This window comes from Ewingella sp. AOP8-B2-18, assembly GCF_052376015.1.
Taxonomy (GTDB): Bacteria; Pseudomonadota; Gammaproteobacteria; order Enterobacterales; family Enterobacteriaceae; genus Ewingella; species Ewingella allii.
The window spans coordinates 923,069-934,486 of record NZ_JBQSVB010000001.1 but is presented as its reverse complement, the minus strand read 5'-3'; the positions used below and the strand labels follow the sequence as shown (position 1 = coordinate 934,486).

Here is an 11,418-nt window from a genome sequence, read left to right as displayed (position 1 = left end):
TAAGGAAAGGAACCTTGTCAGGATTATTTACAGTGATTGATGCTTCTTTCTTATTACCTTCGTAAATAAGACGTGTGCCGCCAATGACAATCCCTGCTTGTACCGATGTGGTTATGAGCAGCAAAAATGCTGTGATAACCGTAACTCGCCATCTTTCCATGATGTTTACCCAATAAAATATCTTAAATAGATCAAGGGCAATATCTACCCCTGATCTGATATATCAAATCGCTTCTAAACCATTGTGTTTAATGACTGAGATTTATTGATATATAATTGTAAATTGGGCTGCACCTTCTGCTGCACCAGCGGTGACGGTACTAGAGAGAGAGACATAACGTGCCTTGAAATCAAGGTTATTAGCAGTAGTCTTTAAAGTATAGGCCGCTGAATCTTGATACAAACTAATCGGGTTATCATCTTTGTCATAAATTTTAATACCGACGCCAGTCGCTTTACCTGTACCAGTAGCAACGGCTAATACGGTATTATCACCCGCCACTTGCGTACCATCAAAACGCACTTTGGCACTGGTCACTGTTGAAGGGCAACCTGTTAATACCAAGGTGAATTTTTGAGCAGCAGATAAAGATCCAGATGTTGGAAACGCTGTAGTACCAATTTTACCCAGTTGAACATCCAGATTTTTGGATGCTGCACTAACAGTACATGGGTTACTAATAACGTCGCCCTTAAAATTTATAGTACCGTCAATAGCGAAAGCTGAAGAAGAGATTACAGAAGCAACCAACAAAGCAAGACCAGTAATATTTTTTTTCATTTCAAATTTCCTTTGAACATATGCATAGAGGACGCCGTCATTGGCGTTCGCATTGTTTTTGACAAAACCATCTGCCATTCCATTACTTTGTTCTTTAGAGGTTCCACCTCTTAAATAAACGGCTAAGTCATTACAGTAAATGCTCAACAATTCATTCCGAAGCAAAGTGGCTCTACTTTAGTTCCGCTAAAAAAAACTGTCAATAGACAGTCCATTATAATAAAAAACTTTAAATTAACCATTACAAATCAGTAGCTTGCTTTAAAAATTCGAACTTTTGCCTCCATTTAAATCTAAGTATTTTCTTACGCTACAATTAGTCTTTGCTTTTATATGAACGCCTGATATGAAAGCACTAACTTTTTATTCCAAGAAATATAGAAATTTTGAACGCATGCTCCATAAGCAATGTTTGGTTAGCATATAAAGCCAAATGTGTCATTTCAGTTTAAAATGAATTATTTGAATTAAAGCCTAGTATTTATATTAGCCCCTGACGTCAAGATACCTGTAAACACTCAAATCCACTGTCACATTAAGCCAGACGAGTTAACTAACTCACTAATAAAAGGCAACGATAACAGCCTTGTAGTTAACAATTAAACACGTAGAGGTATGGCTAAGCGAAGCCTTTACTTTAAAAGGAACTGGGTAAGATATTTCTAATGTTTAGCTTCTGTTTATACTACTGACCGAGATTGGAGAAAAATTAACAAAACAGGATGAGAGTGTTGTGAAAGAGAGGAAGAGGGAGTGGGAAAACAAATGCATCAAATTGAACATCAAGAGTAAAGGTGCCCTTGATGTTCATTTAACGTTGATAAGTCAGTACTGGAGAGAGGTGTCAGGCGGTAAGGCCGCCGTCAATAACTAACGTCTGGCCTGTCATGTAACGGGCACCCTCGCCGACCAGCCATGATACGGCATTGGCAATGTCTTCAGGTTGCCCCAATCTTCTCATCGGAATGAGGCTGCGAATGGCTGTCATTTTCTCTTTGGGTAGAGAGTGCAGCATTTCACTATCAATAAAGCCAGGTAATAAGCTATTGACCCGAATGCCAAACCTGCCTAACTCTACTGCGAGAGAGCGGCTCAAGCCGATCATGGCCGCTTTGCTGGCACTGTAGGCCGTCTGCCCAATATTGCCTTTAATGCCTGATACTGACGACATCATGACTATCGCCCCCTCCCTTTGCGCAATCATCGCGGGAAGCAAGGCCTTGTTCCAATTGAACACGGCATTAAGATTGGTATCCATCACCTGTCGCCAGTTGTCGGATGTCTGAAACATATGCAATGCATCAAGCGTAACGCCCGCGTTGTGAATGATGCCATAGGGAGCGCCAAGGCGTTGAATAAGCTGAGAAGCCGTGTCATTTACCGCCGCCTCATTCCGACCGTCACAGCGAATCCCTTCAACCTGCCCAGGTAATGACTCGCACAATGCCAGAAGTGATTGGCTTTGCTGTTCAGCACTCTGCCAGGTGAACACAACATTCCACTCTTTCGCCAGCTCGAGAACCGTCGCCCGGCCAATACCGCGGCTTCCGCCGGTGACCAAGATCCATTTGTCCAGCATTGGCTATTCACCCTTCTCACTAATGAATTCGCAAAGCTCACGTAGAGTGAGATCAGGTTGGTCAGCGAAAACGTCCGTTTCTATCGTAACGCTGAACTCTTTGTTGGCCAGAAGCATCAGTTCAACATAATCCAAACTGTCTAACTTGAGCTGTGAAAGGGGCATGTCTGGAGAAATGGACTCCATTTCGAGGTCTTTTGCTTCACACAGCATGGCGCAAACTTTGTTATAAACTTCATTGTAATCAATCATTTTAATTCCCTTAAAAGCTATGTTTTAGGTGTTTTATTCAGCGCCAAAAGTTGTCGCTTTCAATGTAATGGAGCTTCTTATCAACGCTTTCCTATCCACAAAAGCTTGGATAGCTACTCGCAAAATAAACCCGCTATGGCTTTTACCAACCATTAGCGCAGGTAAAATAGAGAAGCTCAGGGGTTCGGCGAAAACGGTTATGTCATCATGCGCTAACAGACTGGGAGAGAAATGCGTTTCGTGATGAGTTTGCACCATCTGCATTTGACTAAATACTGCCATCAAATCTGTACAATCCAGCTCTGGCAACACATCACGAACGCGGCACATGGTCTCTGGCGAGTGAATAAGCTGCTTAAACAGCAGAGCGTCTAGCACATTCCATGAGTTGAGACTCTGCCCGGTCATTGCAGACAATTGCCGCGACGATGTGAGCATTTCCAGCGTTGAGATCTGGCCATCCTCGGCCTCCGGGCCTTTAGTCAGGTCAGGTGCTGCGACCAGTTTGGCATTGATACACCCCTCCTGGCTTAGCGCATTACGCAGGGTGCTACGCAGTTGGATCTGGCCGTTGCGTGAGAGTTGCTCGGTCTCCAGCAGGTGGGCTTGCTGATAAAAAACCGGCTTATCCAAACGACAGCTAAACAGCAGGCTTTGATCCTGTGGCATGACAACGGGTGCCTGAATCCCCAGACTCGCTTTGATATCCAGCATGGCGCGCATGCCATGGATGCATAACACATCCAGCCCCAATTGGCGGGCTGCAGCTAAATTAAAGTGAATAGGATTGTTATCGCCGGAAAATGCCGCCCACTGCTCGGCATCTTGCAATTGGTACTGCATTGACATTACTCCCCCTTACCTATGATCAGGGCGGCGTTTGCTCCACCAAATCCAAAACTAAGATTCAGCGTATTTTTCACGTCGCCGCGACGGTGCCCTTCGACGATGTAATCAAGGTCACAATGGGGATCGGCAGTCTGCATATGATGAGTCGCGGGCATGATTTGATGCTCAAGCACCTGCAAACAGACGATACTTTCAAAGCTGCCTGCCGCGGCAATAAGGTGTCCGGAATAGGATTTAGTGCTGGAACAGGGGGTACTATAGGCGGCCTGTTCGCCGAGAGCCTGTTTGATGGCCTGTGTTTCGTTTAGGTCATTCAGCGGGGTTGAGGTTCCGTGCGCATTGATATAATCAATGTCATCGGGAGTTATCCCGGCCTGCGCCAATGCGCGGCGAATCGTTTCTACGCGAGCAATTTTGTCTTCCGCAGGGGCTGTGAAATCAAAGGCATCAGAGTAATTGCCATAACCTTTAATCTCGCCAAGGATCCTTGCTCCGCGCGCCAGGGCGCTTTGGCGATCTTCCAGACAGAGCACGGCTGCCCCCTCGCTCAAGACGAAGCCGTTCCGCTCGGAGCTAAACGGGCAACAGGCCTTAGTGATGTCCTGCGGCTCGCGGCATAGCGCCCCGAGAATATCGATATTCCAGGTCGACGAGTCAGAACGCAGCGACTCACCCGCCCCGGCCAGCATCATCTTGGCGCGCCCGGCTCGAATCAGTTCGAAAGCATCACCAATGGCGATGGTGCCAGTGGCACAAGCCGCCACCGGCGAGTTTTGATATCCCCTCAAGCCCCACAACAAACTGACCGCCGCCGTTGCTGAACTGGGCATCGAAAAGAAGCAACCAAAGGGTGAACCCATATTGTTGCGCAGGTAATCTTCATGCTGCACCTGCGTTTCATCCTGCCCAGCCCAGCCTGAGCCTATGATTGCGCCGCACTCAAGCAAATCGTAGAACTGCTCAGGGCGCTTTTCACCAAAGGCCATCTGCATGGCCTGTTGCGCGGAGAGTAAGGCCAGATGTGCAAAGCGCGGCAGCCGGCGACGGATCGCGGCGGGCACCGACTTAAGCGGCGGCTCATTATCAATCAGGCCGAAAAAGCGTGATTTAATCCCCGCCGCCGACCTGTCGTAGTAACGGTAGCCGAGGCGGTAATTCATGATAGCGTCCCAGCTTTCAGTGGCATTTGCTCCCATTGGCGTCACCGCGCCGTAACCTGTGATCACTACACGGCGTGGAGAATTCCCCGCGCCAGCAATATCCTTATTCATCTTGCATTCCTTTAAATTTCTGGCGGTTAAATCAAACTCCGCCCAACGCCAGCCAGAGTTTCATCGTGGCATAGAGATAGTTGTATTGCGTTTGCATCAGCGTATTTTCGCTGTTTAGCAAACTGTCCTGTGCATCAAGCAATGTCTGATAGGAAACCGCACCCGCGCGATACTGGCTGTTTGCCAGTTGCAGCCGCTGCTGGCTAAGTTGCAAATCAATCAATTGGCTCTGTTTCTGCTGTTGATAGGTCACGCGCTGCGACATGGCGTTATCCACGTCACTCAGAGCGCTATACACCTTGCTGCGAAATTGAATAGCTGCCCGTTGTACCTCAAGCTTTGACTGCTCAATGGTCAGCTGCACCCTATTCCATTCAATGAACGGCAGGGAAAGCGTGCTTCCCAGCGTGCGCACCGGATTACTGAACCACTGCTGAAAGGCCGTGGCTCCGGCCCCGAGTCCAGCACTTAAGGTCAGTTTGGGATAAAAATCGAGGCGTGCCACGTCTGACCCCGCGAGGGCTGCCCGAAGGTTCCACTCCGCGACCTGCACGTCCGGGCGCTTGGCGATGACCTCCAACGGCAAATGCTCTACGACCGCGACCGACTGATGAATATTTAACGTTGCTGGCTCCGCCTGTCTCTGATGAGGACCACGGTTAAACAGGATCGCCATCGCGTTGCGCGCTTCTTCGCGCTGCCGCTCGAGGTCACGCTGGTTCAAGCGGCGGTTGAGCACTGCCTGTTCCGCCTGCACCACGTCTAAACGGCTGACCTCCCCGGCGTTAAAGCGTGACATGGCCAAACGCTGAGAGCTTTCGGCGATATTAAGGCCTTGCTGGCCGTTAATAATTTGCTGGTTGAGACTACCCAACTGCCAATACAGCTGCGACAGCGTGCCAATCAGCGTCAGCGCCGTGGCCTGCCGGTCTTGCTCTGATGCCTTAGCCAACCATTCGGCCTGATCCCGGCTGCGTGCCAGCCTCCCCCACAAATCTAACTCATAGGAAGCGTTTAATGCGCCGTTGTAATTCTCATCAGCGTGGGCCGAGGTGCTGATATTTTTGCTATTGCTGGCCCCCAGCGACGCGGTGAAATCTGGCGTCATATTGGTCTTTCGCAGGCCTGCGGTCAGTTGGGCTTGCTGAAGCGCCAAAGTTGCCAGAGCCAAATCGTTATTGCTCTCCAACATGGCGTTAATGGCCCGGGAGAGCTGCGGGTCCTGAAAATTGTCCCACCAATGGGCGCTGTGGCTAAGGAAGGATGCGCCGGTTGAGCCGGTATTCTCGCTTGCGCGCCACTGTTCGGGGACGGATAACGTCGGGCGTTGATAGTCACTTTTGAGCGCGGGTCCACATCCCGACAGGCAGAGCAGCATGAGCAAACCAAGTATTTTTCTCATTCGCGAGCCAGTGCCTCCGTTGGGTGTAGACGGGCCGCGTTGCGAGCCGGGACAAAACCAAATCCCAAGCCAATCAAAGCGGAAAAGGCGCAGGCCATGACAATCGGTGGCCAGGTAAAGACCAGGGTGAAGGCATCCGTGATCTGGGCGAAAATCAGACCGGCAATGCCAGACCCGACAATGCCGATAGCGCCGCCTAGCGAGCAAATGACCATGGCTTCGATTATAAATTGCCGCATGATGTCGCCCGGGCGCGCGCCGACGGACAAACGAATGCCGATTTCATGCGTCCGCTCAGTCACCGACACCAGCATGATATTCATGACCCCCACTCCGCCCACCAGCAGCGAAATACCGGCAATGGCGGTGATCAGCAGCGTCATCGAGTCGGAGGCGCTTTGTATCGCTTTGGTCATTTGGTCATTGGTCATGGTGAAAAAGTCGCGTTGACCGTGTTCACGCTCCAGCAGTTTCTCAACTTTCTCCTGCACGTTAGCAATGGCATAGCCCTCGGCAACCCGCAGGGTGATTGACGCCAGCGGCTTATCTCCCGACATTCGCTGTAGCAGCGAGGTATAGGGCATCCAGGCTTGCAATAGGTCCCCGGCATATTTCGGGCCGGGCTTATTGGCAACGCCAATCACTCGAAAAGGCACACCGGCCAGTTGGATAATTTGCCCAATAGGCTCTTCGGAGTGAGGAAAAAGGGTGTTTTTGATATTGGTATCGATGACGATCACCGGCTCGCGCTCGTCCACGTCTTGCCGAGTAAAGCGACTGCCCGCGCTGAAAACGGCCCCCAGCACGTCAAAATACCCCTCACTAACGCCAGACAGGGAAGTTGAAACCTGCCTGCCACCGCGCACCGCCATTACTGACTTGCTGACCACGGGTGAAAGGCTGTCGACATAGGGCTGGCGCTGCAACAGTTCTACATCACTGATTTTCAGCGCCCATTGAAACTCCGGACGCATTTGTTCCCAGCTCAATCCGGGAAGTATTTCCAGAGTGCTGCTGCCCAACTGGCTGATTTCGCTAAGGATGCTCTGTCTCGCCCCTTCTCCTACCGCCACTGAAGAGACTACGGAGGAGATACCAATGATGATCCCGAGCATTGATAAAAACGCTCTGCCGCGATGGCCAAGCAGCGAACGCCACGCCATGCGGATAGACTCTTTTACATCTCGCCACGCGGGAGATCGGCCGGTGTCGACGGCCACGGGCAAGGCGGTGTTGATCGGAGCCTTTTGCCACTCTGGGTTCGCGCCGTCCGCCACAATTTCGCCATCGCTAATTTCAATAATCCGTTGGCACTGGCGGGCAATGCTACGGTCATGGGTAACGATAATCAGCGTGTGCCCTGCATGGTGCAGGCCGTGTAAAATGGCCATAAGCTCCTGCCCGCTGGTGCTATCGAGCGCCCCGGTCGGCTCATCGGCCAGAATAATATTCGCGCCATTCATCAATGCGCGGGCAATACTCACGCGCTGCTGTTGGCCACCAGAAAGCTGTGACGGGCAATGCAACATGCGCCCGGCAAGGCCCAGACGGGTTAATAAATGCTGTGATCTGAGTTCGCGCTCTGCGGCGGGCATGGCGGTGTATAACGCCGGAATAGAAACATTTTCCTGCGCGGTTAAGTAAGGTATCAGGTGATAACGCTGGAAAATAAAACCGATAAACTGGCTGCGCAGCTGCGCCAACTCGGCGCTGCTGGCGGAGCCGGTGGGGACGCTCATGATGTGCATTTCGCCCTGAGTCGGCTTGTCGAGACAACCAATAATGTTCATTAGCGTCGACTTTCCCGAACCGGATGCGCCAATGATGGCGACCATCTCGCCACGATGAATATTCAAGGAGATATTCTTCAATACCTCCACCTGCTCACTGCCAGAGACAAAGCTGCGGGAGATATGCTTGAGTTCGATCAGCGCTGTCGAATCAGCCATTTTCACTCTCCGTCATAGCTTCAGCCGCCGTCACCACCGACTCACCTTCTTGCAGCCCTTCAAGCACTTCCACGAACTGGCGATCGTTGATGCCAACGTTAATCAATCTTGACTCAGCGCGGCCATCTTTAAGCACTTGCACTTGATAGCGATTTTTACCCTGTTGCGGCCCGAGGGCGGTCACCGGCAGGCGCAGTGCGTTCTTCGCCTGCTCCACAACGATAAACACCTGCGCAGTCATCGAGGTGCGCAGCACGCCCTGTGGGTTGGCGACGTTGAACATTCCGTTGTAATAGACTGCGGAGGGTTGATCATCGAATGAGCTTTCGCCATTGCTGTCTTGCAATGCCTGAGTCGGCGCGTCTTGAATCGCCTGCATCTGGCTGTCATAGCGCCGTTGCGGTTCGGCGAGCACGTAAAACCACAGCGGCTGGCCGACTTTTACTTTTAGAATGTCCGTCTCGGAAATGCGGGTGTGGACCGACATAGTGCTGACGTCAGCGAGAACCAAAATGGTTGGTGCACTTTGCGAAGAAACGATGGTCTGCCCCTCTTGGGTAACAATCCCCAAGACGACACCATCGATGGGCGCGCCAATACGGGTAAAGCCCAGATTGGCTTGTGCCGTTTCTAGTGACATCTGCGCTTGCACTATCCCAGCCTGATTGACATCAATTTGCGCCTTTTGAGTGGCCACCTTGGCCTGTGCTTGTTCGAGGGTGCTGCGCGTCCCCGCCCCTTCTCTGTCGAGGCGCAACTGGCGATTGAGTTCCAACTGATATTGCTCAAGGGTGACCACCGCCGCCCTTTTTTGCGCCTCGGCGCTTGCCAGCTCTGCCTGAGACTTGCGCAATTCGCTAAGCTGCAACGTCGGGTCGATTTCAGCCAGCAGTTGGCCTTTCTGTACTCTCTCCCCTTGGCGGACATGAACCTTGGTCAATTGCCCATTGACCTGCGCCCCCACGTTGACTTGCAGAGAGGGTTTGAGGGTACCGGTCGCCAGCACCGTTTTCTCAATATCACCGCGGCTCACCGCGACCGTGGCAATCGAGGTGTCGCCGATGGCGCTTGCCTGACGCAGCCACGCGCCAACAATCAGCATGACAATGACGACAGTCACTACCGCCGCCGCTTTGCCGGGCTTGTTTTTCATTAAAGCGATAGCTCTTTTCATGCTGGCGTGGCCTCTTGACTCAGTTGAGCAATATGGCCGGAAGACATGCGGTAGACCTTGTCAAACAGCGCTAAGGTCGATTCGCTGTGGGTGACGGTGATCAGCGATTTGTTAAATTCGCGGCAGTGCTCGATTAAATAGGCCATGACCCGGTAAGCCGTCTCATCATCGAGATTGGCCGTGGGCTCATCCAGCACTAAGACTGGGCAATTGCTGTACATGGCTCTGGCTAGCAACAGGCGCTGGCGCTGTCCCAAAGAGAGCGCGGCATGACTTTCGCGGATCAGCGCGTGCTGTTTGCCCGGAAGCTGCTCAATTACCTCGTGCAACTTCAATCCCATCAGCGATTTATCAATGCGGCTCTGTTTTTCACCATCAACGTGGTTATCAAACAGCGTGATATTTTCCAGCACCGAGGCGCTAAACAAGATGTCCTCCTGGCTCTGCAAGAAAAACAGTTTCTGCAATTGCTGACTGTCTAATGCATCACCATCAGCCAATATTTCCCCCGACTGAGGGCTAACCAGCCCGGTAATAATTTTCAGCAAGGTGCTTTTACCAGCCCCTGACTCGCCGACAATGGCAATTTTTTCACCACGCTGGACGCTAAATGACAGCTGCTGCAAGAGAGGCTTGGCGGCATCATAAGCAAAATTGATCTGTCGATAGCTCAGGCACTGGTGAAAGTGAACCGCCGGGGCAGCACGCTGGCTCTCAGGCTCCACCTTGCTTGCGCCATGGGGGAACAAATCATTCGCGCGGGTATCGATGACATGGAGCTGGTTTTTTTGCAGCACTGAAAAGAAGATTTGCGTGATGTAATTAGTAAAAATTTGGCGCACAAAGCTATAGGCAAAAAACTCTCCCAGCGAGATAACATTGTTTTTCAGCAAAGGAAGCGCCAGCAGCATAAACAGCACCATTTCCAGACTACCGATAAACTGATACAGACTGCTTTTCACCTGCTCGTACATCTTTTGTTTTTGCTGGCAGATGAATAGCGATGATGCGTAGGTGGCGAAAACTTGCTGGCGCTGAGCACTGATACCCGCCGACTTTATAGTGGAAAAACCCTGAATGGTTTCCAGTAAGAAATCACTCTGTTCGGCGCTTTTGACCTGCAATTGCTGCGTGTAAAACCGGTCGCGATAAATCGCCCAGACGCTCACCAGCCCCATCAATGTCACCCCCACCGCCGACACCATCGCCAGCAGTGGACTCATATAACACATCACGCCGAAGGCAATGGCACCCACGATCCAGTCAGTTCGCAGGCCGTTATCAAGCTCGATTTTCTGCGCCGCGGCCAACTGCCAACTGGAGAAGCGACTGTAGATTTCGCCTGGGCTGCGCTTATCAAAAAAGCTTAAAGTGTTGCTGAGTAACCGTGAAAAGCCCGCCACGCTTTGCAAGACAACAAAACGCTTAATAAATCGCTCTGTGACACTTCTAACCACATAGGCCAGCAGGGTCGAGACAATAAAGGCGAGCAGGAAATAGAAATAGGGAAAATCAGCGTTACCCGCTGATGAAAACACCGTATTGATGGCGCTACTCACCATGATTGGCATGATGAAGAGCGTTAGCGACACCAGAAATGCCAGCACCATCAGGCCGTAGATACCGCGAATGGCCGCCGTTTGTTTGAGGCTCATGCACTCCAGCAGGCGAAAACGGCGATTGCGCTGCACGGCGGCAACGGCCTGTGGGTCAGGCGGCGTCTCTGAGTCAATCACCAACGCGTAGCCACTGATTTCTGCCTTAAGGGCCTCCACAGGCAGCAACTGTTCACCTATGCCGGGATTCATCACACAAACATAGTTGCCCTGCCGATAGGCCAGCAGCACATAGTGGCTAGCCCCATAATGGAGAATGGCGGGGAGTGGGATCTCAGCGAGCTCTTGCCGCTCGAACACCACCGGATAGGCCGGAATAGCCAATTCGGATAAAATTTCACATAGCGTCGACAAGGCAGTGCCGTGAGCCGAAGCGGGAAAACGCTCGCGAAGCTCTTCCAGAGAGATGCTGTTCCCCTGCGTTTCAGCAAGCATACTGATGCAGGCTAAGCCGCACTCGTTGGTTTCGCCCTGAAAAATTAATTTCGGAATAATATTATCCATAATTGACTGTTTTAACGTCCTGTTAAATTAATGCGCAGTAA

Annotated in this window: 10 protein-coding genes; all 10 read right to left on the bottom strand. The window is 51.4% G+C overall.

Annotated elements, in window-relative coordinates; all coding sequences use genetic code 11:
- On the bottom strand, window positions 1-160 hold a 160-nt coding region (locus ACT3RR_RS04330), incomplete at its 3' end, for a fimbria/pilus periplasmic chaperone (protein ID WP_496199831.1).
- Between the two features lie 102 nt (window positions 161-262).
- Window positions 263-931 carry a fimbrial protein gene (locus tag ACT3RR_RS04325; protein ID WP_441656110.1) on the bottom strand — a complete coding sequence of 223 codons (669 nt, stop codon included), beginning with the start codon at window positions 929-931 and terminating at the stop codon, window positions 263-265.
- Between the two features lie 694 nt (window positions 932-1,625).
- The gene (locus ACT3RR_RS04320) at window positions 1,626-2,360 is read right to left on the bottom strand and encodes an SDR family oxidoreductase (protein WP_353501853.1); all 735 of its coding nucleotides are present in this window, start codon (window positions 2,358-2,360) and stop codon (window positions 1,626-1,628) included.
- 3 nt (window positions 2,361-2,363) lie between these two features.
- The gene (locus tag ACT3RR_RS04315) at window positions 2,364-2,612 is read right to left on the bottom strand and encodes an acyl carrier protein (protein WP_353501852.1); all 249 of its coding nucleotides are present in this window, start codon (window positions 2,610-2,612) and stop codon (window positions 2,364-2,366) included.
- Between the two features lie 33 nt (window positions 2,613-2,645).
- A complete protein-coding gene (locus ACT3RR_RS04310) occupies window positions 2,646-3,455 on the bottom strand; it encodes a MaoC/PaaZ C-terminal domain-containing protein (protein WP_485900311.1) in 810 nt (269 codons plus the stop codon).
- Between the two features lie 5 nt (window positions 3,456-3,460).
- The gene (locus tag ACT3RR_RS04305) at window positions 3,461-4,732 is read right to left on the bottom strand and encodes a beta-ketoacyl-[acyl-carrier-protein] synthase family protein (RefSeq protein WP_353501850.1); all 1,272 of its coding nucleotides are present in this window, start codon (window positions 4,730-4,732) and stop codon (window positions 3,461-3,463) included.
- A 31-nt stretch (window positions 4,733-4,763) separates the two neighbouring features.
- Window positions 4,764-6,134, bottom strand: coding sequence for an efflux transporter outer membrane subunit (locus ACT3RR_RS04300; RefSeq protein ID WP_496199813.1), 1,371 nt, complete (start codon window positions 6,132-6,134; stop codon window positions 4,764-4,766).
- Window positions 6,131-8,083, bottom strand: coding sequence for a MacB family efflux pump subunit (locus tag ACT3RR_RS04295; RefSeq protein WP_496199812.1), 1,953 nt, complete (start codon window positions 8,081-8,083; stop codon window positions 6,131-6,133). The genes ACT3RR_RS04300 and ACT3RR_RS04295 overlap by 4 nt, the downstream gene beginning before the upstream one ends.
- On the bottom strand, window positions 8,076-9,257 hold the full coding sequence (locus ACT3RR_RS04290; RefSeq protein ID WP_496199811.1) for an efflux RND transporter periplasmic adaptor subunit: 1,182 nt from the start codon (window positions 9,255-9,257) through the stop codon (window positions 8,076-8,078). The genes ACT3RR_RS04295 and ACT3RR_RS04290 overlap by 8 nt, the downstream gene beginning before the upstream one ends.
- The gene (locus ACT3RR_RS04285; protein WP_496199810.1) at window positions 9,254-11,377 is read right to left on the bottom strand and encodes a peptidase domain-containing ABC transporter; all 2,124 of its coding nucleotides are present in this window, start codon (window positions 11,375-11,377) and stop codon (window positions 9,254-9,256) included. Before ACT3RR_RS04285 ends, ACT3RR_RS04290 begins: the two co-directional genes overlap by 4 nt.
- Window positions 11,378-11,418: the final 41 nt, after the last annotated feature.

What these genes read in the sequence shown, in the direction of transcription:
- ACT3RR_RS04300 (WP_496199813.1), bottom strand. Translation starts at nt 6,134, where the DNA reads ATGAGAAAAATACTTGGTTTGCTCATGCTGCTCTGCCTGTCGGGATGT.
- ACT3RR_RS04315 (WP_353501852.1), bottom strand. Translation starts at nt 2,612, where the DNA reads ATGATTGATTACAATGAAGTTTATAACAAAGTTTGCGCCATGCTGTGT.
- ACT3RR_RS04295 (WP_496199812.1), bottom strand. Translation starts at nt 8,083, where the DNA reads ATGGCTGATTCGACAGCGCTGATCGAACTCAAGCATATCTCCCGCAGC.
- ACT3RR_RS04290 (WP_496199811.1), bottom strand. Translation starts at nt 9,257, where the DNA reads ATGAAAAGAGCTATCGCTTTAATGAAAAACAAGCCCGGCAAAGCGGCG.
- ACT3RR_RS04320 (WP_353501853.1), bottom strand. Translation starts at nt 2,360, where the DNA reads ATGCTGGACAAATGGATCTTGGTCACCGGCGGAAGCCGCGGTATTGGC.
- ACT3RR_RS04285 (WP_496199810.1), bottom strand. Translation starts at nt 11,377, where the DNA reads ATGGATAATATTATTCCGAAATTAATTTTTCAGGGCGAAACCAACGAG.
- ACT3RR_RS04310 (WP_485900311.1), bottom strand. Translation starts at nt 3,455, where the DNA reads ATGCAGTACCAATTGCAAGATGCCGAGCAGTGGGCGGCATTTTCCGGC.
- ACT3RR_RS04305 (WP_353501850.1), bottom strand. Translation starts at nt 4,732, where the DNA reads ATGAATAAGGATATTGCTGGCGCGGGGAATTCTCCACGCCGTGTAGTG.